Source organism: Acidovorax sacchari, assembly GCF_042847045.1.
Classification (GTDB): Bacteria; Pseudomonadota; Gammaproteobacteria; order Burkholderiales; family Burkholderiaceae_C; genus Paracidovorax; species Paracidovorax sacchari.
In genome coordinates this window covers 2,248,077-2,272,853 of the sequence record NZ_AP035783.1, presented here as the reverse complement: position 1 = coordinate 2,272,853, position 24,777 = coordinate 2,248,077, and the positions used below count along the sequence as shown (strand labels likewise).

Sequence of the window (24,777 nt, the reverse complement as noted above, 5' to 3'; positions counted from 1 at the left end):
GGTGGCGCGGAACCAATTATTGCGGACTTTGCGGCATGCACGCTCCGCCCGCCGGGTCAGGAGCGCACGGCGCGCTCGTCCAGCGCGAGATGGAAGGAGTGCTTGACCTCCTCCATCACCGCATAGGTGCGCGTTTCGCGCACGCCCGGCAATTGCCACAGCACCTCTCCGGCAAATTGGCGGTAGGCGTTCATGTCGGCCTGCCGGGTCTTGAGCAGGTAGTCGAAGCCACCCGCCACCATGTGGCACTCCATGATGGCGGGATGGACCTGCACGGCGGCCTTGAACTGGTCGAACACATTGGGCGTGGTGCGGTCCAGCAGCACCTCGACGAACACGAGCATGCCTGCGCCGAGCTTCTGCGGGTTGAGCCGGGCCTCGTAGCCGAGGATGTAGCCCTCGCGCGTGAGCCGCTGCACCCGTGCGAGCACGGCCGTGGGCGACAGGGCGACCCGCTCGGCGAGCTTGAGGTTGGAGATGCGGCCATCGTCCTGCAGGATTGCCAGGATCCTGCGATCCACCCTGTCGATTTCATCCACACCACACCCCATCCTTAGTGAAACATTCGTTGATGATCGGTATTTTTGCGCATTAATTCAATCGTCTCGGCGAGATGATCGCAGGCATTCCACCACCGTTGTCCCGCCCTCGGACCATTCCGCCATGAACGCCCCGCACCCTTCCCTGCATACCCAGCCTTTCTCGGCCTTCGCGCCGCGGCCCGCTGCCGGGTCCGCGCCGCTGCGCGATGCCATCACCGCGGCCTGCCGCATTCCCGAGCCGGAGGCCGTCGCGCCGTTGCTGGAAGAAGCGCGCATCGAAGGTGCCGCGGCGCAGCGCGTGCATGCCCTGGCACTGCGGCTGGCCGGAGGCCTGCGCGAGCGCAAGGGCGCGGGCGGCCGGGCCGGCTGGGTGCAGGGCCTGCTGCAGGAGTTCGCGCTCTCCTCGCAGGAGGGCGTGGCGCTGATGTGCCTGGCCGAAGCCCTGCTGCGCATTCCCGACAGCGCCACGCGCGACGCGCTGATCCGCGACAAGATCGGTGGCGGCGACTGGGAGTCGCACCTGGGCAAGAGCCCTTCGCTGTTCGTGAACGCGGCCACATGGGGCCTGCTGCTCACCGGCAGGCTCGTGGCCACGCACAGCGAGCAGGGGCTGGGCGCAGCGCTGCGCCGCATCACGGCGCGCGGTGGCGAACCCCTGGTGCGCAAGGGCGTGGATGTGGCCATGCGCATGATGGGCGAGCAGTTCGTGACGGGCGAGACCATCGCCCAGGCGCTGGCCAACGCCCGACCGCGTGAGGCCCAGGGCTTCCGCTACTCCTACGACATGCTGGGCGAAGCCGCGCTCACCGCGGCCGATGCCGAGCGTTACCTGCAGTCGTACGTGGACGCGATCCATGCCATCGGCAAGGCGTCCGCGGGCCGCGGCGTGTACGAGGGTCCCGGCATTTCCATCAAGCTGTCGGCCCTGCATCCGCGCTACAGCCGGGCCCAGCACGGCCGGGTGATGCAGGAACTGCTCCCCCGCGTGCTGGGTCTGGCGGAACTGGCACGCGGCTACGACATCGGGCTGAACATCGATGCCGAGGAAGCCGACCGGCTGGAGATTTCGCTGGACCTGCTCGAAGCGCTGTGCGCGGCCCCATCGCTTGCCGGCTGGAACGGGATCGGTTTCGTGATCCAGGCCTACCAGAAGCGCTGCCCGTTCGTGATCGACCACGTGATCGATCTCGCACGCCGCACCGGCCACCGCCTGATGGTGCGGCTGGTCAAGGGCGCCTACTGGGACAGCGAGATCAAGCGGGCCCAGGTGGACGGGCTGGAGGACTACCCGGTCTATACGCGCAAGGTGCACACCGACGTGTCCTACATCGCCTGCGCGCGCCGGCTGCTCGCGGCGCCGGACGCCGTCTATCCGCAATTCGCCACGCACAACGCGCACACGCTGGCCGCGATCCACGAGCTGGCCGGCCCCGAGCGCTACACGCCGGGCCAGTACGAATTCCAGTGCCTGCACGGGATGGGCGAGCCGCTGTACGAGCAGGTCGTGGGCGCTGCGGGGCTGGGCCGCCCCTGCCGGGTCTATGCTCCCGTCGGCACGCACGAGACGCTGCTGGCCTACCTGGTGCGCCGGCTGCTGGAAAACGGCGCCAACACCTCGTTCGTGAACCGCGTGGCCGACGCCACCCTGCCGCTGGACACCCTGGTGGCCGACCCGGTGGCGGCGGTGGCTGCGGAACCTGTCCCGGGCCAGGTGAACCCGCGCATTCCGCTGCCGCCCGCGCTGTATGGCCCTGCGCGCCGCAATTCCGCAGGGCTGGACCTCGCGAGCGAAGCGGTCCTCGCGCCACTGTCCGATGCCCTGCAGCGCCATGCCCACCAGGACTGGGAGGCTGTGCCGCTGCTCGCCGGGCCGGTGCAGGAAGGCCCTCGCCTGCCGGTGCGCAACCCTGCCTGGCACGCGGACGTGGTGGGCATGGTGCAGGAGGCGGGCGCAGGCGACGTGGACCAGGCGCTGCAGTGGGCGCAGGCAGCGGCCCCCGCCTGGGCCGCGACGCCTCCCGTGGAACGTGCCGCCGCGCTGCGCCGCGCCGCCGACGCACTGGAGCAGCGCACGCCCGCCCTGCTGTCGCTGCTGGCGCGCGAGGCGGGCAAGACCTGCGCGAACGCCGTGGCGGAGGTGCGCGAGGCGGTGGACTTCCTGCGCTTCTATGCGGCCCAGGTGGAAACGCTGTTCGGCAAGGAAACTGGCAAAGACGCATGGACGCCGCTCGGCCCCGTGGTGTGCATCAGCCCCTGGAACTTCCCGCTCGCCATCTTCATGGGGCAGGTGGCGGCCGCGCTCGCCGCCGGCAACGTGGTGCTGGCCAAGCCCGCCGAGCAGACGCCGCTGGTGGCGGCCGAGGCGGTGCGCATCCTGCACGGCGCCGGCGTGCCGCGCGCGGCCGTGCAGTTGCTGCCCGGCCAGGGCGAGACCGTGGGTGCCCGGCTGGTGGGCGACGGGCGCGTGATGGGCGTGCTGTTCACCGGCTCCACCGACGTGGCCCGCATCCTGCAGCGCAGCGTGGCGGGCCGGCTGGACGCCACCGGCAGGCCGGTGCCGCTGATCGCCGAGACAGGCGGCCAGAACGCGATGATCGTGGACTCCTCTGCCCTGGCAGAGCAGGTGGTGGCCGATGCCGTCGCCTCGGCCTTCGACAGCGCCGGCCAGCGCTGCTCCGCGCTGCGCGTGCTGTGCCTGCAGGACGACGTGGCAGACCGCGTGCTGGAGATGCTGCGCGGCGCCATGGCGGAACTGCGCATCGGCCGGCCGGACCAGCTCGCCACGGACGTGGGCCCCGTGATCGACGCCGAAGCGCGTGACGGCATCCTGCGCCACGTGGCGGCCCTGCGCGAGCGTGGGCGCGCGGTGCACCAGGTGCCGATGCCACCGCAGGCCGCAGCCGAGGGCACCTACGTGCCGCCCACGCTGATCGAGTTGCAGGACCTGTCGGAGCTGGAGCGCGAGGTCTTCGGCCCGGTCCTGCACGTGGTGCGCTATCCGCGCAGCGGACTGGACACGCTGCTGGACCGCATCGCGGGAACCGGCTACGGACTCACCCAGGGCCTGCACACGCGCATCGACGAAACGGTGGAACGCGTGCTGCGCCGCGCCCGCGCGGGCAATCTCTACGTGAACCGGAACATGGTGGGCGCGGTGGTCGGCGTGCAGCCCTTCGGCGGCGAAGGCCTGTCGGGCACGGGGCCGAAGGCGGGCGGCCCGCTGTACCTGCTCCGGCTGGTGGCCCAGGCGCCCGGCGGCGCTGCGCGTGCAGCCATCGACGCGACGGCCGCCCCGGGCACCGGTGAAAGCGCTGCACCCGCAGCCCCCGCGCCGCTGCGGGCACTGGAGGACTGGGCGCGCGGCGCCGGCCAGGACGCGCTGGAGTCGGCCTGCCGCCAGTTCGCGCAGAACACGCCGGCCGGCAGCCTGCGCACGCTGCCCGGCCCCACGGGGGAACGCAATCAGTACGGCGTGGCACCGCGTGAGCGCGTCCTTTGCCTGGCCGATGCAGATGCGGACCGGCTGGTGCAGCTGGCCGCCGTGCTGGCCGTGGACGGGCACGCCGTCTGGCCGTCGGCCGCAGCCACGCTGCGCTCCGGCCTGCCGGCCATGGTGCAGGAACGCATCGTGCTCGTGGCGGACTGGCGTGCGCCCGCGGTGGCCGTGGATGCCGTGCTGCACCATGGCACCGAGGCATCGCTGCGGGAGGTGTGCCAGGCCATGGCCGCGCGGCCGGGGCCGATCGTGGGCGTCGCGGGCCATGCGCCCGGCGATGCCGCCGTGCCGCTCGAACGCCTGGTCCTGGAGCGCGCGGTCAGCATCAACACCGCGGCGGCCGGCGGCAATGCCAGCCTCATGACCATGGAGTGAGCCGGCGGCCGGCCCCGGGCGGTCTCAGCCTTCGGCCACGGCCGGAGCCGGCCGCGACAGGCCCCTCATGACATGCACCACCTGCGGCTGGTCCACCAGCACGCAGGGCTTGCCGGTGCGGCGGCAGTGGTCCTGCACGCGCCAGTAATCATCGTGGCCCACGCAGCCGGTCTGGCAGATCACGAAATCCGCGGCCCGCAGGCTGGCCTCGAAGGCCGCCGCATCGCCGGGCAGGCAGGAAGCCGTGACGGCCTCTCCGGCATCGCCCGGGGCGGGAGACTGCCCCGGGCCGAAAGGCTGGGCCACCAGCGCTCCACCGGGCCCGCGCGCAATGCACACCACGGCCTGCGGAGCCGGGCCGTCCGGTACCGACCGCGAGGCCGCGCCCTTCCCCGCTCCGGCGGCATGGGTCGCACCGGCCCGCGCGGCCGCGCGCCACTGCCAGTGCAGCACTTCCCGCATCAGGCCCTGCAGCCGCTGCGTGAGTCCCTCCACCTGCCGGGCCAGGGCCCGGCGGCGGCCCAGGCCCGGCAGTGCGTCCTCCTGGCATCGCCGATCCTCCTGTGCATACGCCAGCGCGGTTTCCGCCACGAGCGCGCGCGCACGCAGCCTCACCACTTCGGCCTGCAGTGCCTCGATCTGCCGCGCCTGCTCCGCCAGGTCCCGGCTGCAGCGCTGCTGCGCCCGCCCGTACTCCGCCAGCAGCGCTCGATGCTCATCCAGCACCGGTCCAGGAAAACCTTCCATGCAACGTCCCTCCAGAAGGCATGGCCGGCGGCCATGGCAATGACCATCCGGCAAAAGAATGTATTGATAAGCATTCTCATTTAATGCTACACTGCCGTCAATCGCTGCCCCACCGCACTGTGTGGCAGCCGCCCAGACAGGTTTCATCGTGGGGCGACTCCGGACCTTCACCAGGTCCCAAGGGTCGTTTTTGCCAGCCAACGGTTTGCCCGCGTAGCCAGGCTTTTTTTGCGATGCCCTGTCGAGGCTCACATGGTGCTGCTGCCGCGCCGCAGCAGCACGATCACGAAACACGCCCCCAGCCCCGAAGTCACGATGCCCACGGGCAGTTCCTGCGCGCCCAGCAGCGACCGGGCGACAAGGTCGCTGGCCAGCAGCAGCGCGGCGCCCAGGGCCGCGGCCGCCATGGAGGATGCGCGGTGCAGCGGCCCGGCCATGCGGCGTGCCAGATGGGGCACCATGAGTCCGACGAATCCGATGAGGCCCGTGAGCGCCACGCAGCAGGCGGTGGCGAAGGCCGCCACCACGAAGGCCTGGCGGCGCAGCCGCTGCGGTTCCACACCCAGGCTGTGGGCGGTGTCGTCCCCCGCCAGCAGCGCATCGAGCGCCCGGTGGCGCCGTGCGATGAACAGTGCCGGGGCCAGCAGTCCCGCACCGGCCAGCCAGAGGTTGTCCCAGCGGGCGAGGCCCAGCCCGCCCAGAGACCAGAACACGACGGAATGGGCTGCGCGCTGGTCTCCCGCGAAAATCAGCGCGTGGGTCAGTGCCCCGAAGAGAAACGACACCGACACACCGGCCAGCACGATCCGCGCGGGCCCCTGGCCCTGGCCCCCCTGCACGATCAGCAGCACGGCCCCGGCGGCGACCAGGGCCCCCGCGAAGGTGGCCAGCGGCAGCGTCCACATGCCCAGCGCGCTCCCGGCCAGGGTGATGACGGCGACGGCGCCGGCAGATGCCCCGGACGACAGCCCGAAGAGGAACGGGTCGGCCAGGTCGTTGCGCGTCGTCGTCTGCAGCAGGCTGCCCACGAGGGCGAGCGCCGCGCCCACGGCCATGGAGAGCAGCACGCGCGGCAGGCGCAGATCCCGCACGATGGCCTGCGCCATGGCGCCCGTGCCGTCAGCCGCGCTGGCACCCAGGGCGGAAAACACGTCCTGCCAGCCGACATCCACCCCGCCGGACTTGAGCGACAGCAGGGCCAGCGCCGCGAGCGCCAGCCCCAGCAGGCCGGGCATCCAGCGCCGCGAGCGCGCCGGATGCGCGGTTCCCGGCGCGTTCACCGCACGCCCCGCAGTACCCGCGCGATCTTTTCGATCGCCCCGATGTTGGCCGGCCCGGGCGTGAGCTCGGCATAGCGCAGCACGATGAAGCGCCCTTCCCGCACGGCATCCGTGAGGCGCATGGCGGGATGCTCCCGCAGCACGCGTTCCAGATGGTCCGGCCCCTGCCCGTTCTGGTAGTCCAGCAGGATCACGAACTGCGGGTTGCGCTGCGCCACGGCCTCCCAGGCGGCGCTGCCCCAGCTCATGGGCAGGTCGTCCAGCACGTTGCGCCCGCCCGCGGCATCGATGAGCGCGGTGGGCATGGCGGCGCGGCCGGCGGTGAAGGGCTTGTCCTCGCCGGAGTCATAGACGAAGACGCCGGGCCGGCGCCCCAGCGCGGGACGGTTGGCCGCGGCCACGCGCGCGCGCCAGCCTTCCACGAGGCGCTGCGCCTGCGCGGTGCGGCCGAACACCTGGCCCAGGCGCAGAACGTCGCCATAGAGCAGGTCCATGGTCGCACGGGGCTTGTCCGCCTGGTTCTGCGCGCAGCTTTCGGTGAGCACCAGCGTCTGGATGCCGCGCCGCGCGAGCGTGGCGGGGGTCACTTCGCCGCCGGGCTGCATGCCGTAGTACCAGCCCGCGAAAAACAGGTCCGGCCGCGCCGCCACCAGCGTCTCCATCGTGGGGTACTTGGGCGCCAGTTCGGGCACTCCGTCCAGCGTGCGCAGCAGCGCCTCGCCGGGCTGCTTGTACCAGCCGGTGATGCCCGTCACGCCGACCAGCGCCGGGCGCAGGCCGAGGGCGAGCGCCATTTCGGTCATGTTGATGTCGTGCACGACCAGCCGGCGCGGAGGCCTTTCGATGCGCAGCGGCTCCCCGCAGTTGGACACCGTCACGGGGAACGCGGAGCCGGCATCCGGCGGGGGAGCATCCGCCGCCGCGGCCACTTGCGCCAGCGCCATGGAGAGCGCCAGGGCAGCGATTCTTCTCCCCCGGACGGTCATGCGGCCTCGCGTTCGAACGACCACAGCGTGCCGCCATGCCGGGGGTGCTGCGTGTGCACCAGCTCCATCCCGAACACCTTCGCCACGCATTCCGCGCCCAGTGCCCGGGCGGGCGGCCCCTCGGCGACGAGGCGGCCGGCCTGCAGCACCCAGGTCCGGTCGGCGAACGCCGGCACCAGTGCCAGTTCATGCAGCACGGCCACCACGGTGATGCCGAGGCCGCGGACCAGCGACAGCACGTCCGCGCGCGCCGCCAGATCGAGGTGGTTGGTGGGTTCGTCGAGCAGCAGGAGTTCCGGGGCCTGGGCCAGCGCACGGGCCAGGTGCATGCGCTGGCGCTCCCCGCCCGACAGGCTGCCCAGCGGGCGCTCCGCCAGGGCATGCACGCCGCAGGTGCGCATCGCATCGTCCACGGCGCGGGCATGGTCGGCGGCCGCCATGCGGCCCTCGTGCGGCAGGCGGCCGAGCGCCACGTAGTCCCGGGCCCGGAGCCTGCCCTGCGCCACATCGTCCTGGCCCAGCACCGCCACGCTGCGCGCCCGTTCGCCCGCCGGCCAGCCGGCCATGTCCCGGCCACCCCAGCGCACCGTCCCCGCGGAGGGCGCCATGCGGCCTGCGAGCAGCTTCATGAGCGTGCTCTTGCCCGCGCCGTTGGGCCCGACCAGCGCCACGCACTCGCCACGCCCGGCTTCCAGGCCCACGTCCTGCAGCAGCCAGTCGCCGCGAGGCGATTTCCATCCGAGGCCTTCGGCCTGCAATGCCACGACCATGTCCATTGCCCGCGATCAGAGCGTCCAGCGCAGGGACAGCTCGAAACTGCGCGGCGCGCCGAGCAGGATCTGGTCCGGGTAGAACGGATCCGCCCAGGCGGCATAGACCTTGTTGGCCAGGTTGCGGCCCCGCAGGGTGAGCTGGGTGCCCGGGGCCACGTCCACGCTCCAGGCGGCATCGATCACGCGGTAGGCCGACAGGCGGACCGTGTTGGCGTCGCTGTGGAAGCGCTCGCCCACGTGACGCAGCGAGGCCGAGACCTGCATCGGCAGGCCCGCGGTGAAGCGGTAGGCCGCGCCCACGCTGGCCATCACCTTCGGCGTGTTGGGCGGGGTGTTGCCGGAGAAGGACGTGCCGTTGGCCAGCACGAAATCATCGTAGCGCGCGCGGTTGAAGGCCAGCTGCGTCCAGACGCTCCAGGCGGCCGCGGGCCGCAGGGCCAGGGAGAGCTCCGCGCCGCGGGAATGCAGCGCACCGGCGCGCGCCAGCGACTGGCCGCCCTGCCCCGCATAGACATTGCGGCGCTCGGCGTCGTAGAGGGCCAGCGTCCATTCGCCGCGGTCCTGCCAGAAGCCTTGCTTGATCCCCACCTCGGCGTTGCGCGCCCGGGTGAGCTCCAGCGGCTGGGCGGGTCCGAGCAGGAAGATGTTGTTGGCGGCCACGTCGGCGCCGGTCGCGGCCTGGGCATAGAGCATGGTGCCCGCCGCGGGCTCCCAGGTCAGGCCCAGCCGACCGGTGGTCGGGTGCCAGGTCTTGCCGTAGGGAAAGCCGCGGCGCGCTGCGCCCGCCGCGTCGGTGGAGGTGCGATCGAGTTCGATGGATTCGTGCCGCAGGCCTCCAATGAGGGCCACGGCGGGCGTGATGCGCAGCCGGTCCTCCAGCGCGATCGCCGCATTGCGCAACTGCGTGGTCTGCCGCTGCTGCACCAGCGGACCGTAGAAGCCGCGGTCGGGCGACAGCAGCGACACGCTGTCGCCGGGAAAGTTGGCGGCGCCGGGCCGGTCCAGGTCGGTATCGCTCAGCTCCAGCGCGGCGACGAAGCGGTTCTCCCGGCCGGCCAGGCGACCGTCCCACTGCAGCTCGGTCTTGTTGCCGGTCGTGGTCTGGTCCTGCGCCACGAAGAAACGCTCGCGGTCCACCAGGCCGGTGCCGGTATTGAACGCGAGCACCTCGTTGTTCAGCCACGAGCGCGTGGCGGTGTAGCGGTAGAACTGGCTGCGCAGCGTCCACGCGGCGTCGATGCGCCAGTCCACGCCCGTGCGCAGCCAGGTCTCGCGCGCTTCGTTGCGATTGTCCAGCACGTTGTAGTTGGTGCGCAGCGTGCGGCCGTCGATGGCCACCGGCGAGAGCACGCTGCCGTTGAAACCCGAGGTGTAGGTCCCGGACACGACGCCCCGCTGCGGCTGGATGCCCGGCGCAGCCGCGGAGACCAGCGGCGTGCCCCAGTACGGATGGCCGCGGTCGCGCTGCACTTCCGCCGCGACGAACAGCTTGAGCCCCGGCTGCAGGTACCAGTCCAGGCCGCCCGACAGGTGCCACAGGCGCTGGCCCGTGTCCCGCACGTAGCCGTCGTTGTCGGAACCGCTCGCGTCGAGGCGGAAGTCCACGTCCTTCCAGGCCGTGGTGCCGCCGGTGCCGAAGGACAGGCGCCGCTCGCCGAAGGATCCCGCCGCGGCGGTCACCTCGGTCTCGACCGGGCCGCGGTGCGGGGCACGCGTGACGAAGTTCACCGCGCCGCCGGCCGCGCCCTCGCCCGACATCAGCGACGCGGGCCCCTTCAGGAACTCCACGCGCTCGAGATTCGCCGTGCCCATGACGCGCGAGGTCATGTTCGGCGGACCGATCTTGATGCCGTTGTAGAGGGTGTTGATCTGGCTGTTGGCGAAGCCGCGCATGGAGAACGCGGCAGGCTCCGCAGGGAAATCCCCCGCCAGCACGCCCACGGCCGCCTGCGCGGCCTCGGACACCGTGCGCAGCCCGCGCTCGGCGAGCATCTCGCGGGGCACCACGTCGATGGAGGCCGGCGTCTCGCGCACGGTCAGCCCCAGGCGCGACGCCGCGGCGGCAGGCTGGGCGAGGCGCGGCGTTTCTGCGCGCTCGCGCACCTCCACCGGCGGCAACTGGGTGGGCGACGGCCCGGAAGCGGACGACTGCGCCATGGCAGCCACGGGCACGGTACCCAGCAGGACAGCCCACGCGCGGGGCCCGGAGACGGAAGAGAGAGGCATGGAATATTGTCGGCGAAGCGCGGGCACGCACCATGGTGCCGCTGTCGCCGATGTTAACGCAATCGTGTTGCATTAACAAAAATAATGCCCTGCTCGCGCGGCGTCAGACGTAGGTCGATGCCAGCCCGCCGTCCACGGGCAGTGTGACGCCGCTCACCCAGCGCGCCGCGTCGCTGCACAGGAAACCGATCACGGCCGCCACTTCGTCGCTGAAGGCGGGCCGCTTCATGCGGTGGGCATCCTTGCGCACACGCTCGTCGCCGAGCATCCGCACGAAGTCGCCCAGGATGGGCGTCATCACCGGGCCGGGCGCCACGCAGTTCATGCGCACGCCGCGCCCCATGAAGATGGCCTGCGATTGCGTCAGCGTCCAGACGATCAGCGCCTCCTTGAAGTACTGGTAGCAGGTTTCCTGGGGCACGGGGTGCTCCGCCAGCCAGGCCTGCCCCGCAGCGAAGTCCGGGGTGGCCGCGAGCGCACGGTGCGGCTCCAGCCGCTGCGGCCACTCGGCCCCCAGGATGGAGGCCACGTTCACCACGCTGCCGCCCTCGGGCATGCGGGGCAGCAGCGCCTGCGTGAGGTGCCGCAGCCCCAGGTAGTTGATCCGCGCCACGAGGTCCGCGGGCGCGGTGCCCGGCACCCCCGCGATGTTGCACAGCGCATCGATGCGGCCGGGCAGCCGTGCCACGGCGGCGTCGATGGCCTCCGGCGCCGACAGGTCGGCCTTCACGAACCCGTCCAGCGTGAGCGCCGGATCGTTGCGGTCGATGCCGATGACGCGGGCGCCCTGCCCGCGCAGCAGCTTGGCGGTGTCGCTGCCGATGCCGGAACTCACGCCCGTGATGACGATGGTTTTGCCGTGGAATTGCATGGTGTCTGTCTCCTGGTGGTTGTCGTTGTCTTCAGAACGGGAAGGCCGGCGGCGCGGCCTTCACGGTCATCCACTGCCAGCGGGTGTATTCGTCGATGTCCGCGGGCCCGCCGACCGAACTGCCGTTGCCGCCCAGGCCCGGGCCGCCGAAGGGATTGGTGCATTCGTCATTCACCGTCTGGTCGTTGACGTGCACCATGCCGGCATGGAGCCGCTGGGCCAGCGCCATGGCGCGCGCCACGTCGCGGCCGATCACCGCCGCGGCCAGGCCGCCTTCGCTGTGGTTGGCCAGGGTCACGGCATCGTCGTCGGTCTGGAAGGTGACGAGGTTCACCAGCGGCCCGAAGGGTTCTTCGTCGAAGCTGCGCATGCCGGGCCGCACACCCGAGAGCACCGTGGGGCGATAGCACAGGCCGTCGTGCGTGCCGCCAGCCTCCAGCGTGGCGCCCTGCCGCACGGTGTCCTGCACGATGGCATCGAATCGCGCCAGTTGCCGGGCGTCGATCATCGGCCCGAGAGCCACCTGCCCACCGGCGCCGTCGCCCACCGGCAGGTGCCGGGCCTTGGCCACGAGGCGCTCCCGGATGGCCGGCGCGATCGAGGCGTGCACCAGCACGCGATTGGCGGCCATGCAGATCTGGCCCTGGTGGAACCAGGCACCGAAGGCTGCCGCGCTCGCGGCGGCGTCCAGGTCCGCATCCTCCAGGATCACCAGGTTGTTCGCCCCGCCCAGCTCCAGCGACACCTTCTTGAGATGGCGCCCCGCCAGTTCGCCGATGCGCCGGCCCACCGAAGGCGAGCCGGTGAAGGCGATCATGGGCACGCGCGGATCGGCCACCAGTGCCTCGCCGGCTTCGGCATGCCCGGGCAGCACCTGCAGCAGGCCGGCGGGCAGGCCCGCTTCCTCGAACACGCGGGCCAGCAGGTAGCCGCCGGCGGCCGGGGTGCGCGGGTCGGGCTTGAGGACCACCGCATTGCCAAGCGCCAGCGCCGGCGCCACCGACCGCAGCCCCAGCACCAGCGGGAAGTTGAAAGGCGAGATCACGCCCACCACGCCGTGCGGCACGCGCCGCGCGATCGACAACCGGCCGGGCGTGGACGGCAGCACCTGCCCCTGCGCCTGCAGGGGCATGCCTCCGGCGATCCGGCACAGGGTGGCCGCCTCGCGCGCCTCGAGCTGGCCCTTGGGCAGGATGCCGCCGGTTTCGCGGGCCACGGCCAGGGCCAGTTCATCGAGGTGCCGCTCGAACAGGCCGGCGGCGGCGAAAAGGATGGCGGCGCGCTCGCGCGGCCCGGTGGCGGCCCAGGCCGGCTGCGCGGCGTGGGCGCGGCCGATGGCAGCCTGCATGTCGGCGGCGTCCGCGATCCCCGTCCCCCACAGCGGCCGGCCGGTGGCCGGCTCGATGACCTCCTGGCGCCCGGCGAGCCGGGTGGACCAGCCGCCGTCGAAGGCCGCGCCGTCCCAGCACTCCGGCCGGGCCCAGGCCAGGTGCGCGTGTTCGGATGAACCCATGTCTGTCTCCTCTGAAGATGGAAAAAGGCGCGCGGCGGAACCGCCCGCGCCGCCACCGACAGCGCAATGCGCATACCAGCGCCGCCCGCCGCAAGCGTGGGCGGGGTGGGCGGCGGCATCGGCCGCGAGGGAATCTCGGTGGTTTCCCTGATGCATGGCCGGCATCGGTCGATGCACCTTTTGGCATCTCCAAAGTTATGCTGGCACGCATTTCCGGATGTCGAAAATGAATGCAGACAGACAAAAAAAGATGCCCCGCCCCGCCCGCATCTCGCTCGCGGAACTGGCCGGAACGGCCGGCCGGCGGTCCACCTCCGGTGGCTGGCGCTTCGATCTGCGCGAGGTCGATGCCGACAGCCATCCCACCGTGGCCGACCTGAGCGAGTGCCTGTTCTTCTCGCCCGGCGACGGCCGCATCTGGCTGCAGGACCAGCGCATGGTGCTGATGCATGCCCAGGCGCTGGGATCGCTGCGGCGGGAACTCATCGAGAGCATCGGCCTGGACGCGGCCAGGGGCCTGCTCACGCGCACCGGCTACCTTTCGGGCGTGCGCGATGCCGAACTGGTGCGGCGTCAGTGGCCGGATGCCGATCCGGCGGTGGCCGCGGTCGCAGGCACGCGCTTGCATTCGCTGGAGGGTGTGGTCCAGGTGGAGGTGGTGCATGTGCGCTACGACGCGGACACCGGCGATTACGACGGCGAATTCCTCTGGCACAACGCCAGCGAGGACGACGAGCACATCGCGGCCTACGGCGTCACCGGCTCGCCGGCCTGCTGGATGCAGACCGGTTATGCGACCGGCTACGTCAGCACGCTGTTCGGCCGGCTGATCCTGTTCCGGGAGATCCAGTGCCGCTCGGCGGGCGATGCCCATTGCCGCGTGGTGGGCCGCACGCTCGAGCGCTGGGGCGGCGACGTGCAGGACGACCTGCGCCACCTGCAACTGGGCGGCGCCGCGCCGACGGCACCGGGCGCGCCTGCCCCGGCGTGGCGTCCGCCCGCCAGCGCTGCGGCGGCACACGCGGGGCCTGGGGGCGGTACCCTGATCGGGGCCTCCTCCGCCTTCAATGCGGCCTTCCACATGGTGCGCCGCGTGGCCCCCACCCAGGCCACCGTGCTGTTCACCGGCGAATCCGGCGTCGGCAAGGAGATGTTCGCGCGGGCCCTGCACCGCGAAGGCGGCCGTGCGCAGCGCCCGTTCGTGGCCCTGAACTGCGCCGCCATTCCGGACACGCTGGTCGAGGCCGAGCTTTTCGGCGTGGAGCGCGGCGCGTACACGGGCGCGGGCGCCTCGCGGCCCGGGCGCTTCGAGCGGGCGGATGGCGGCACCCTGTTCCTGGACGAGATCGGCACCCTGGGGCTGGCGGCCCAGGGCAAGCTGCTGCGCGCGCTTCAGGAGGGCGAGATCGAGCGCGTGGGCGGCACCCGCACGCTGAAGGTGGACGTGCGCGTCGCCGCAGCCACCAACGTGGATCTGCGCGAGGCCGTGCGCGCGGGGCAGTTCCGCGCCGACCTGTTCTACCGGCTCAACGTGTTTCCCATCCACCTGCCGCCGCTGCGCGAGCGGCGCGACGACATTCCGCTGCTGATGCAGCACTTCCTCGCCCATTACCGCGAGCGCCACGGACGCGATGCGCCCGGCTTCACTCAACGCGCGGTGAAGGCCCTGCTCCACTACGGCTACCCCGGCAACATCCGCGAACTGCAGAACCTGGTCGAGCGCGCCGTCATCATGGTGAACGACGGCGAGGCCATCGACGTGCACCACCTCTTCCGGGGCGGGGAGACGCTGCCCACGGGCGTGCTGTCCCTCGGGGACGGCAGCCGGCTGGCCGAAGGATGGAAGGCCGTCGGGGAGCCGGACGCCACGTCCGCCGCCGGCACGCTGGACGCCGCCGAGGCCGCGCTCATGTCCGATGCCCTGCGGAGGACCGGAGGCAATGCCGCAGCTGCGGCGCGGCTGCTCGGCATCACACGGGCGACGCTGCTGTACCGCGCCCGGCGGCACGGCCTGGCCGTGGGCCGCCAGCGGCGCTGAATCCGCAGGGCCCTGCCTGCCCGCGCGGCGCTGGCGAGCCGTCTTTTCCCGCAATACAGAAAAATCACCACCTTGGAGCGATCAGCCGCGAGGCCCGCTGCACGGCATGCCCAGCGTGCCTGCATGCACCTTCACCGTGCGTATCGTCCATTTCTTCGGTGTTTACACCAGTATTCTTCGCATCCATTGATTGGCACATTTATCGCATAGCAGTAATTCAGCAATTTTTAATCTGCCAAAAGGGTTGCCTGCCATGAAGCTTTATCACGAAGTGAGGGGGTGCTCGCTCGCAGTGGACATCGTCGCGCGCGAGCTCCAGCTGCCACTCGATCTGGAGTGGGTGAACATGAAGACGAAGCGGCTGCAGGACGGCACCGACTACCTGCGCATCAACTCCAAGGGCACGGTGCCTGCGCTTGAACTGCCCGACGGCCAGCACCTGAGCGAGGGCTGCGTCATCACGCAGTACCTGGCGGACCAGTGCCCCGGCAATACGCTGCTGCCCGCGGCCGGGCTGGCGCGCTACCGGGTGCTGGAGTGGATGAGCTTTGTCGCCGCGGACCTGCACAAGGGCGGCTTCATGCCGCTGTTCAAGGCCGTGACGCCGCCGGAATACCAGGCAATCGCGCGCGGCTATCTGCAGGCCAGACTGGGGTGGCTGGACAGCCAGCTCGACGGGCACGACTACCTCACCGGCAGCACCTTCACTCTGGCCGATGCGCATTGCTACACGATCGCGATGTGGACGCGAGCCCACGCCATCGACACCGGCGGCTGGCCCCGCCTGGAGGCCTACCTGGCCCGCTGCGGAGGCCGGCCCGCCGTCATGGCGGCCGAGGCCGCAGCAGCGGCCCAGGGCGAACGGGAACGGGCGGCGGCTGCACGCTGAACCACCGCTCCGCATACACCTGGCCCCCTTGATCCACAGGACCGACACCATGCGCCCGCTCCGCCGCTTGCTGCTTCTCGCCTGCCTGGCCGCCGCGACCCCTGCGCCCACCCTGGCCGGCGGGTACCCCGACACCACGATCCGGATGGTGGTGGCATTCCCACCGGGCGGGGGCACCGACGGAGCGGCGCGGCTCATTGCAGAGAGACTGTCGGTGGAACTGGGCCAGGCCATGGTCGTCGAAAACCGGGCGGGCGCCGGCGGCGTGATCGGAGCGCAGTCGGTGGCCCGCGCCAGGCCGGACGGCTATACCCTGCTCTTCGGCACCGGCGCCGAACTGCTGATCAACCCCGTCACCCGCAAGACGGCGCCCTACGAGCTGCTGCGGGATTTCGAGCCGATCGCCGAGGTGGGCAGCGTGGGGTTCGTGCTCGCCGTGCCGGCGACATCGGCGATCCGGACTCTGCCCGATCTCGTGGCTGCGGCAAAGGCACGGCCCGGCCAGCTCAATTACGCCTCCTTCGGCATGGGATCGACCAACCACCTGGTAGGAGAGCTGTTCCTCCATGCGACCGGCGCGCAGGCCACCCACGTGCCGTTCCAGGGCAGCCAGCAGGCGATGGCTTCGCTGCTGGCGGGCGACGTGGACTTCACCTTCGATACCGCCGCCGTGGTGCTGCCGCAGCTGAAGGCCGGCAAGCTCCGCGCGCTGGCCACGCCATCCCCCCGGCGGCTGGCGTCCCTGCCCGATCTGCCCACACTCCAGGAACTGGGCTACGGCACGGTGGCCGCCGAGGGATGGATGGGCATGTTCGCTCCCGCGGGCACCCCTGCCGACATCGTGAAGACACTGGCCTCGGCGCTGGACAAGGTGATCCACGCGCCCGACATGCAGGCCCGGCTGGATGCGCGCGGCGTGGCCGTGACCGCCACTGACGGCGCGCAATTCACCCGCAAGTTGCAGGCGGAACTGGAGAAATGGCGGCGCGTGGCCCGCCAGGCCAGCCTGTCGCTGGACTGATACACCACCCGAGGCACCGCCATGATCCGCCGACTCTTTCCCGCCGTGCGCTCTGCCGTCGTGTCCCTCGAGCCCGGAGGGTCCACCGACGTATCGGCCCGGGCGGTGGCCCAGGCGCTGGGCGCACAGCTCGGGCAGCCCGTGATCGTCGAAAACCGCTCCGGCGCAGGCGGACGCATCGGAACCAAGGCCGCGGCGCAGGCCCGGCCGGACGGCTACACCCTGCTGTGGGGCAGCGGTAGCAGCCTCACGGCCGCCCTGCGCGCCGGGCAGTTCGTCCCGCTCTTCACCACCGGCGACCAGCACGATCCGGCACTGCCCGATACCCCCACCGCCGCCGAGGCCGGCCTGCCCGAACTGACGATCCTGGGCTTCTTCGGCCTGCTGGCGCCGGCCGGAACACCACCGGACATCGTGGCCCGCCTCAACACGGCCATGCGCGCCGCGCTGGCGTCCGGCCCCGTGGCACGGGCGTTCGGCCCGCAGGGCTTCACCCCGGCCTACAGCATGCCCGGCGAAATGACCGCGCGGATCGCAGATGGCCGCGCCACCTATGCCCGCATCGTCAGGGAACGGCAGATCCGTCCCGAATGACCCTTCACCCGCCGGAATCCCCCATGCCATCTCCTTCCTCCCGCCTTTCCCGCCGCGGAACCCTCGGCATCCTGGCCGCCCTGGTCACCGCGCACGGAGTCCCCGCGCGGGCTGCGCCATGGCCGGACCGGCCGGTCAGCCTCGTCGTGCCCTTCGCCGCGGGTGGCGGCACCGACACCATTGCCCGGCTGATCGCGCAGAAGCTCCAGGCCCCGCTGGGTGTTGCCGTGGTCATCGACAACCGGCCAGGGGCGAACGGTCTGATCGCCGCGCGCAGCGTGCTCCAGCAACCCGCGGACGGCCATACCCTCATGTTCGGCAGCAACTCCACCCACGTGATCGCGGCCCTGGCATCCCGTCAGCCCGTGGCGCCGGGCAAGTCGATGCAGGACAGTTTCTCCATCGTGAGCGTGCTCGCCAACGCACCGCTGGTACTGGCCGTGCGCGCCGCCAGCGCGGCGCAGGACCTGCCGGACTTCCTGCGCCGCGCGAAGGCGGGCCGCCTGAGCTACGGCAGCTTCGGTGCCGGCTCGTCCGCCCATGTGATGGGGGAGACCCTGGCGGAGTCGGCGGGCGTGGAACTGCTGCACGTTCCCTACAAGGGCTCTGCCCCGGCCCTGACGGACCTGCTGGGCGGACAGGTGGACGCAGTGTTCCTCACCGTGGCCGCCATCGAGGGCATGGTGGCTTCCGGCGCGGTGCGTCCGCTGGCCGTCACGGGGGAGCGGCGCGTGCGCTCGCTGCCATCGGTACCCACCTTCGAGGAGCTGGGGGTGCGCGACATGGGCAATGCCGGCTGGTTCGCGGTGTTCGCCGCCAACGGCACGCCCGCGCCGGCGATCACGGCGCTCGCGAAGGCGCTGCGCGACATCGTCGCCCAGCCCGAGGTGCAGGCCCGCATGGTGGCGCTGGGACTGGAGCCGGTGCTGAGCACGCCGGAGGAGGCGGCAGGGATCTGGCGCCGCTCGCTGTCGCGCGCCGCTCCGATCGTCCGGCGCGCGAACATCGTCCTGTGATCGGCCGCTGGACGCCTCCTGCTACAGGTGCCCGTCGGCCGAAAGGCGCACGCTGACCCTGTGGGCCGTGCGCTGCACCAGCTCGGCGATCGCCTCCTCCTTGAAAAGCGCCATCCGCGCATCGCTGCCCAGCGCCGTGACGCTCGCCACCACCAGCCGCCCTCGCCCGAAGACCGGTGCCGACACCCCGGTCCGGCCTTCGTTCAGTTCGCCCGACGTGCGGCAGTAGCCGTCGCGCCGTATGCGCTGCGCCATCTCGTAGAACACCTCCCAGGAGGGCACCTCGCCGGATTCGCCGGCCAGTTCCTGGTGCAGCCGGCGCAGCCGCGCGGCCGGCAGGAACGCCACCAGCGCCTTGGAACTGGCCCCCTGCATCACGGGAACCGGGCGGCCCCGCCCATAGCGCAGCCGCGGCTGCGGATCGTGGGATTCCGTGTGTACCGTGATGATGGAATGGCCATACAGCTTGGACAGGAAAACATCCAGCCCGGTCTGCTCCGCCAGTTCCCGCATCGGGGGCACCGCGGCGCGGATCACCGGATCGGACTCCCGGATGCAGCGGTCCAGTTCGATGATGCGGGGGCCGAGCGTGATGCTGCGGTCCAGCCGCACCAGCAGCCCGACCTTCGTGAGCTCCTGGATGTACCGGTAGGCCGTGCTCTTGGGCACACCCAGCTCGGCGGCGATCTCGTCGGCCATCATCGACGGCCTGGCCGTGGAGAACAGCCCCAGCGTCGCGAGCAGGCGCGACAGGCTCGACTCGGAAGAGCGCACTGCGCCGTCCGATCCCGTGCCGCCGTCGGCCACCTCTTCGGGCCCGGTGACGGACTCCGCCACGGCTGGCCTGCGAACACGGCCGGCAGCCGGCGGTACGGCATCCGTCCTGGCGCTCACGCTTCTGCCCTTGTGGCGGCCCCTTTCCTGCGGCGACGTGCGCCCCGCTGTCTGCGCCATGAAACTGTGCCTCCCTCGAATGCGACGACCAGACCCGCATGTTAGCGAAGCGCGGATGGCCGGAGGACGGGCGCGGATCGCAGGAGCACGCCTGCAGCATCACTCAGAGGTACGCGACCGCGATCCGGTTGCGCCCTTCCCGCTTCGCGCGGTAGAGCAAGGCGTCCGCCGCCTCGAGCAGGCGATCCGGCATCTGCTGCGCGGCATGCCGGCTGCACACCGCGCCCACGCTGGCCGTCACCCGGCCGGACGCCGCCACGGCGTGGGGAACGGCCAGCGCCTCGATCGCGCGGCGCAGGCCCTCGGCCATCTCCGATGCTTCGTCCAGGCCGGTGCCGGGCAGGATGCAGGCGAACTCCTCCCCGCCATAGCGCGCCGCCAGATCGGAGGGCCACCGCATGCGGGTATCGATCGCGGCGGCGACGCGCTGCAGGCAACTGTCCCCGCTCGGATGGCCGTAATGGTCGTTGAAGGCCTTGAAGTGGTCGATGTCGATCAGGACGACGCACAGCGGCTCGCCGCTGCGGACATGGCGCGCGCATTCGCTGCCCAGCATTTCGTCGAACCGGCGCCGGTTCGCGATGCCCGTCAGGCTGTCGGTGATGCTCAACTGGTAGATGCGCTCGCTGAGCGCCTGGCGCTCCGCCTCGCTGCGGCGGCGCTCCGTAATGTCGCGCACCACCGAGCAATTGAGCAGGGCGCCATCGAAAACCACCAGGCTGGCGGTGACCTCGATGGGGACGCTGGTGCCGTCCTTGCGGGTATTGACCGTCTCGAGCGTCACCGACCCCAGGCGCTCCAGGTCCGCCCAATGGCTGCGCCAGCGCTCCTCGCTGAACAGGGGATCCACGTCGCACACACGGAGGCCGCGGAACTCCTCGGGCGTGTACCCGAGCAGTTGCTGCGCCGCCCGGTTGACCGTGACGTACCGGCCGTCTCGGTCGGTCCAGATGATCATGTCGGCGATGGCGTCGATCGAATAGAGCGCGAGCCGGGCGTTCAATTCGAGCAAGGACGCACTCGTCGTTCGGTCATCGGTGAGCTCGGCCATGCGGTGGATGATAGCCGCGGGGCCTTCGCGCATGCGCCGGCGGCTCCCCGGCGCCGGACTGGAGCAGTTGGCGCGGCGGGATGGCTTGCGAGATGACCTAGATCTCCTGCCCGCTGCTGGCAGACCCGATGGCCTGCGGCGCCCCACCGCCCGGCTCGCCAGACGCGGGCTGGCCATTGCCGCCCGAAGGGCAGCACGAATCCGCCGCCATAGCGGGCCATGCCAGAAGCATGCAGGCAGCCACCACGGCGCTCCGACAAGCCAGTGCTGCGTGCTGCGACAGTGCCTTGGTCATCCGGCCTTGCGTATCGGTATGGTGCATTGGAATCTCCTTGGGTTCTGTGGAGCGGAAAGCTTCGCACCTCGGCATTCGTCGCATGCAACGGAAAGTAAACAACCCGGGCTGATTGCGCGGAGAAACGAAACCAGGTGTTACGCTAGACCGACCCAGGGGGGGGACTGCCACGGCCTCGCCCGGAGATACAAACAGCCAGGCACCAGGGAGAAGGCCCCATCAAGCCCATGCAGGTGCGCTTTCAGCGTCCTGCCACCTCGGCCATTTTTGCCCGCCCGTCCGCGGCAGCCATTACATGCTGCATGCCAGGCCACAGGCCTGCGCCGGCACGCCGCTGCCCGGAGGCACCACCCATGCAAGGAGAAACCATGAAAAGAATCCGTCCCGTTTCCAGGGCTGCCGCTGCCCTGCTGGGCACGCTGGCCGTCGCCGGCGCAGCCCATGCGGGCGTCATCGCCGGAACCGGCGCCACGCCCTCCGGCGCGCAGCTGGGCTATACCAATGCCGTCGCCACCCGGGTGGTGGAAGGCAAGACGGGCCATGCCCTGCTGGTGCCCTACTTCACCGCGCAGAACGGCCAGATGTCCGTGCTGCACCTGGTGAACATGGACCGGGACAACGGCAAGGTGGTGAACGTGCGCTTCCGCGGCGCCAACAACGGCGACCGGCTGCTGAGCATGCATGTGCTGCTGGGGCCCGGCGACATCTGGACAGGGGCGGTGACGGCCGGTGCCGACGGCACAGCGCAACTGACCACGGACGACACCACCTGCACGTTGCCCCAACTGTCCCGGAACGTGCCTCAGCCCTTCTCCACGGACCGCCTGGACCCCGCGGGGAGCGGATCCACCAAGGCCGCCCAGACCCGGGAAGGTGCCATCGAAGCCATCGTGATGGCCGACGTCCCTGGAGCCCGCGCGTATGGCGACGACGGGGCCAGCAACTCGACCCTGTTCACGTTGATCAAAGCAGTGAATGGCGTCCAGCCCTGCACCGAGCGCTACGGAACCCTCAACACGCTCCTGCTGGACGACATCAGCGGCGAAGCCGCCGCCGCCTCCCGCGGGCTCGCCACCCCGACGGGACAGGTCTCGGCCACGTGGTACATCATCGACGTGCCGGGCTCCACCACGTTCTCCGGCACGGCCACCGCCATCCAGGCCATCGACATCGCCGGCCAGCCCGCGCGCGGCAACTACATGCTGTTCCCGCCCACGGACGGGGTGGTGGGACAGCCCGAGCTCTATACAGCCGACCCGCTGCTCGTGTCCGCGGGGCTGGCCTACCGCTACAAGGATGCCCAGGGCAGTACCGCACAGCCCACGGCCGCACCCGTGCTGGCAGCCAGGTTCAACGACCTGCCAGACCTCTCCACCCCCATGTACCTGCCGGCTTCCGCAGAGAACGCGCGCCGGACTGCCGGCGATCTCTCCCGGCTGATGGCGGCGCGCGAGGTCAGGAACCAATTCGTCCTCGACCCATCGATTTCGGCGCTCACGGACTGGGTAGTGGCCACCCCCACCAAGCGATACAGCGTCGCAAAGGATTACAGCCAGTCGGATACGGCAAGTCAGCGGGTGTATTCCGTCGTTCCGCCCGTCGGTTCGGGGCCCCAATATTTCCATGCGGGCAACACCCAGGTCGGCCAGGGCGTCTGCAGCCTGTCCAGGAGCTGGGGCATGTTGGCTTTCAGCCGCCTATCGATAATGGCCGACCACTCTGTACCTCCAACGAACGTCCAGTACGAAAGCTGCGGCGCCGTCTCGGTATTGAGCTTCGGTCAAAAGAGCGCACTGGCGTCTTCGATCAACCAGCAATACATATACGGCGATTTCACCAGCGGATGGGCCAGCATCCTGGTGCCAGATGCCCAGGGCCTGCCGATCATCGGCGCATCGTTCATGAAGCTGAGCAACCCCAACGCCACGCCCGGCATCGCCGCCAACTACGGCATGAGCTACCCCCACCTCTTCAAGACGCCCTGAGAGCGCCCGACAGAGCACTGCCGCCCGACCATCCATCGGCGCGGGCCGCAGGCTCCAGGCGTCAGTGCCCGGCGGCGAACACCCTGCTGCCGTTCACCCAGGTCTCCAGCACCCCGATGTCGCGCATGCCGGCGGCGTGGGGTGCCGACCACTGCAGCGGGTTCTTCGCCAGGATGACGAGGTCCGCCTGCTTGCCCGGCAGCAGCGAGCCGACCTGGTGGTCAAGGTGGCACTGCCAGGCGGCGTCGATGGTCACGGCGCGCAGCGCCTGGGCCACGTCCAGGCACTCCGGCGCATTCAGCACCTTGCCTTCGCCATGCGCCGAAGCGCCGTGGGCCGGGTGTTTCACGGTGGCCTCCATCACGCGCCCGACCGCCTGCTCCATGCAGCGCAGGGGCCCGAGCGGCGTCACGAAATGGTCGCTGTGCAGGCTGATCCGCAGGCCGGCCTGCAGGGCGGAGGCGCAGCGGTCCAGCAGCAGGGAGCGGTCCTTGCCGAGGATCGTGTCCTGGAAGGCCTTGCCCCAGTAGCCCACGTGGCCGATCAGGAAGCTCGGCGAGATTTCCATGCGCCGCATCAGGCCGATGGTGTCGTCGTGCAGCAGCGAGGCATGCTCGATGCGGTGCCGCTGCCGTGCCCAGGACGGCGCCTGCGGCAGGGACGCCGCGGGCACCTCGGTCGGCGCCGGGGGCGGCACCTTGCTCAGGGCCATCTGGTAGGCGGCCAGCACATTGGTGATGGCCTCGTCGCCGTTGGCGTGCGTGAGGATGGGCCAGCCCGCGGCGGCCACCACGGCCATCACGTCCGCCAGCTTGCGCGCCGGATCGAAATTGAACAGGCCCCAGGCACCGACGCCGGGCACCGAATGCTCGTTGCAGCACTGGTAAGGCCGGCTCTGGAATCCGGTCAGGCCCTGGTTGGAGCCGTCGGAAATCAGCTTCAGCGCGCGTATCGTGAACAGGCTGTTGCCGTCGCTCGACAGCTCCGGCTGGTAGCAGTTCACCCAGGTCATCAGGTCGTTGCTGTTGCCGTACAGCGCACCGCCCATGCGCACGGTCATGGCCGGTGTCTGCGCCAGGGCCTTGAGCATGGTCACTTCCTTCGGCCCGTTCAACAGCCCGACGCTCGCCTCGAACACCGTCGTGATGCCGCGCTGGTTCGCCTGCTGGAAGACGCGCTTCAGGCCATCGAGCATCTGCTCCGCGCCCGGCTGCGGCATGGCCACCAGCATCGCGGCGGACTGCTGCTCTGTGAGCACGCCGTCCGGAAAATCCTTGTCGAGCTTCGCCGCCTGCAGCGCGGGCGTGTTTGCATAGCTGATGTGGCCCGATGCATTGAGCAGGAACATCTTGACCTCGGTGCTGATGCCGTCGAGGAACTTCGCATCGATGTCCGTCCAGACCTTCATCAGCGACGGGTCCACGCCGAAGCCCATCACCCAGGGCTTCGGCGGCGTCGCCTGCTGCGCATCCTTCACCGCGGCACGCAGCCGCTTCTCGATCAGCTGGATGTCGTAGTGCGTGTCCAGGTTCTGCCCGTCGAACGGCGACAGGTCCGTCCAGTCGATGATGAGCGCGCTGGTCAGCGTGTGGGCATGCGCGTCGATCAGGCCGGGCAGCAGCGTCTGCTCGCCCGACAGCGGCCGCTCCAGCGGTTCGAACACGGTCATCGCCTTGCGCACGTCGTGCAGCCTGCCGCTCACGATGACCTTGCCGTTGGCGATGCCGATCGCCTCGACCTTACTGCCCGGATGCTCCGGATCCGGATGGATGTGTCCGCCGTGGAAGATCACGGCCTGCGGCGCCCCGCGCGCCCCATCCTGCGCAGCGACATCCGCGAGCAGGGATTGCCATTCCGCATCGTCGTGCCGGTACGCAGGCAGCATGCGGGGGCTGCAGCAGGCGCAGCCGAATGAAACGCTATCGGACATGGTGTTTTCTCCCTCCGGTCATGGTTGGTTGTGTTCACGATACCGCACGCACGCCCTGTGGAAGGCGGAGTGCGGCTACACCGCATTACACGTTCAGCGCCATGCGCTCGCCCCACTGTGCCGGAGCCACTGGCATGGCCGGCCGGTACGCAGATGCCACCATCAGGAAGCCCGCGACTATCGTGATCGCCGAGC

The 24,777-nt window shown here is 70.7% G+C and carries 19 protein-coding genes; 7 read left to right on the top strand and 12 right to left on the bottom strand.

Annotated features, from left to right (window positions below; all coding sequences use genetic code 11):
• Positions 1-56: 56 nt before the first annotated feature.
• Positions 57-551, bottom strand: a complete 495-nt coding sequence (locus ACGHC0_RS10360) for an Lrp/AsnC ligand binding domain-containing protein (RefSeq protein ID WP_208942330.1) — start codon at positions 549-551, stop codon at positions 57-59.
• On the opposite strand from ACGHC0_RS10360, the gene putA reads away from it, so the two are divergent.
• The gene (gene putA / locus ACGHC0_RS10355; protein ID WP_415268154.1) at positions 478-4,413 is read left to right on the top strand and encodes a trifunctional transcriptional regulator/proline dehydrogenase/L-glutamate gamma-semialdehyde dehydrogenase; all 3,936 of its coding nucleotides are present in this window, start codon (positions 478-480) and stop codon (positions 4,411-4,413) included. The genes ACGHC0_RS10360 and putA overlap by 74 nt on opposite strands.
• 24 nt (positions 4,414-4,437) lie before the next feature.
• Here putA and ACGHC0_RS10350 read toward each other — a convergent pair whose 3' ends face one another.
• From ACGHC0_RS10350 to ACGHC0_RS10320, 7 genes are all read right to left on the bottom strand, one after another.
• Positions 4,438-5,160: a DUF2325 domain-containing protein gene (locus ACGHC0_RS10350; protein ID WP_415268153.1), complete on the bottom strand. Its 723-nt coding sequence runs from the start codon at positions 5,158-5,160 to the stop codon at positions 4,438-4,440.
• A 248-nt stretch (positions 5,161-5,408) separates the two neighbouring features.
• Positions 5,409-6,440 carry a FecCD family ABC transporter permease gene (locus ACGHC0_RS10345; RefSeq protein WP_415268152.1) on the bottom strand — a complete coding sequence of 344 codons (1,032 nt, stop codon included), beginning with the start codon at positions 6,438-6,440 and terminating at the stop codon, positions 5,409-5,411.
• The gene (locus ACGHC0_RS10340; RefSeq protein ID WP_415268151.1) at positions 6,437-7,426 is read right to left on the bottom strand and encodes an ABC transporter substrate-binding protein; all 990 of its coding nucleotides are present in this window, start codon (positions 7,424-7,426) and stop codon (positions 6,437-6,439) included. Before ACGHC0_RS10340 ends, ACGHC0_RS10345 begins: the two co-directional genes overlap by 4 nt.
• Positions 7,423-8,202, bottom strand: coding sequence for an ABC transporter ATP-binding protein (locus tag ACGHC0_RS10335; RefSeq protein ID WP_415268150.1), 780 nt, complete (start codon positions 8,200-8,202; stop codon positions 7,423-7,425). The genes ACGHC0_RS10340 and ACGHC0_RS10335 overlap by 4 nt, the downstream gene beginning before the upstream one ends.
• A 9-nt stretch (positions 8,203-8,211) precedes the next feature.
• Positions 8,212-10,425, bottom strand: coding sequence for a TonB-dependent receptor (locus tag ACGHC0_RS10330; protein WP_415268149.1), 2,214 nt, complete (start codon positions 10,423-10,425; stop codon positions 8,212-8,214).
• 103 nt (positions 10,426-10,528) lie between these two features.
• On the bottom strand, positions 10,529-11,296 hold the full coding sequence (locus ACGHC0_RS10325) for a coniferyl-alcohol dehydrogenase (protein ID WP_368355134.1): 768 nt from the start codon (positions 11,294-11,296) through the stop codon (positions 10,529-10,531).
• 31 nt (positions 11,297-11,327) lie between these two features.
• Entirely contained in the window at positions 11,328-12,809 is a 1,482-nt protein-coding gene (locus ACGHC0_RS10320) for an aldehyde dehydrogenase family protein (protein WP_415268148.1), read from the bottom strand.
• A gap of 250 nt (positions 12,810-13,059) precedes the next feature.
• On the opposite strand from ACGHC0_RS10320, the gene ACGHC0_RS10315 reads away from it, so the two are divergent.
• The 5 genes from ACGHC0_RS10315 (at position 13,060) to ACGHC0_RS10295 (ending at position 18,367) form a co-directional block, all read left to right on the top strand.
• Entirely contained in the window at positions 13,060-14,847 is a 1,788-nt protein-coding gene (locus ACGHC0_RS10315) for a sigma 54-interacting transcriptional regulator (protein ID WP_368355132.1), read from the top strand.
• 253 nt (positions 14,848-15,100) lie between these two features.
• Positions 15,101-15,736: a glutathione binding-like protein gene (locus ACGHC0_RS10310; protein ID WP_368355131.1), complete on the top strand. Its 636-nt coding sequence runs from the start codon at positions 15,101-15,103 to the stop codon at positions 15,734-15,736.
• A gap of 49 nt (positions 15,737-15,785) precedes the next feature.
• Positions 15,786-16,757: a Bug family tripartite tricarboxylate transporter substrate binding protein gene (locus tag ACGHC0_RS10305; RefSeq protein WP_415268147.1), complete on the top strand. Its 972-nt coding sequence runs from the start codon at positions 15,786-15,788 to the stop codon at positions 16,755-16,757.
• A 21-nt stretch (positions 16,758-16,778) separates the two neighbouring features.
• Positions 16,779-17,351 carry a tripartite tricarboxylate transporter substrate-binding protein gene (locus tag ACGHC0_RS10300; protein ID WP_415268146.1) on the top strand — a complete coding sequence of 191 codons (573 nt, stop codon included), beginning with the start codon at positions 16,779-16,781 and terminating at the stop codon, positions 17,349-17,351.
• Positions 17,352-17,374: 23 nt separating this feature from the next.
• Entirely contained in the window at positions 17,375-18,367 is a 993-nt protein-coding gene (locus ACGHC0_RS10295; RefSeq protein ID WP_368355128.1) for a Bug family tripartite tricarboxylate transporter substrate binding protein, read from the top strand.
• 21 nt (positions 18,368-18,388) lie between these two features.
• On the opposite strand, the gene ACGHC0_RS10290 is transcribed toward ACGHC0_RS10295, so the two are convergent.
• The 3 genes from ACGHC0_RS10290 to ACGHC0_RS10280 all read right to left on the bottom strand — a co-directional run bounded on the left by ACGHC0_RS10290 (position 18,389) and on the right by ACGHC0_RS10280 (position 20,694).
• A complete protein-coding gene (locus ACGHC0_RS10290) occupies positions 18,389-19,204 on the bottom strand; it encodes an IclR family transcriptional regulator (protein WP_368355127.1) in 816 nt (271 codons plus the stop codon).
• A 220-nt stretch (positions 19,205-19,424) separates the two neighbouring features.
• The gene (locus tag ACGHC0_RS10285) at positions 19,425-20,333 is read right to left on the bottom strand and encodes a GGDEF domain-containing protein (RefSeq protein ID WP_415268145.1); all 909 of its coding nucleotides are present in this window, start codon (positions 20,331-20,333) and stop codon (positions 19,425-19,427) included.
• A 136-nt stretch (positions 20,334-20,469) separates the two neighbouring features.
• Positions 20,470-20,694 carry a hypothetical protein gene (locus tag ACGHC0_RS10280; RefSeq protein ID WP_415268144.1) on the bottom strand — a complete coding sequence of 75 codons (225 nt, stop codon included), beginning with the start codon at positions 20,692-20,694 and terminating at the stop codon, positions 20,470-20,472.
• A gap of 341 nt (positions 20,695-21,035) precedes the next feature.
• On the opposite strand from ACGHC0_RS10280, the gene ACGHC0_RS10275 reads away from it, so the two are divergent.
• On the top strand, positions 21,036-22,652 hold the full coding sequence (locus tag ACGHC0_RS10275; RefSeq protein WP_415268143.1) for a surface layer protein NpdA: 1,617 nt from the start codon (positions 21,036-21,038) through the stop codon (positions 22,650-22,652).
• 61 nt (positions 22,653-22,713) lie between these two features.
• Here the strand turns inward: ACGHC0_RS10275 and ACGHC0_RS10270 are convergent, their stop codons facing one another.
• Positions 22,714-24,582, bottom strand: coding sequence for an amidohydrolase (locus tag ACGHC0_RS10270; protein ID WP_415268142.1), 1,869 nt, complete (start codon positions 24,580-24,582; stop codon positions 22,714-22,716).
• Between the last annotated feature and the right edge of the window lie 195 nt (positions 24,583-24,777).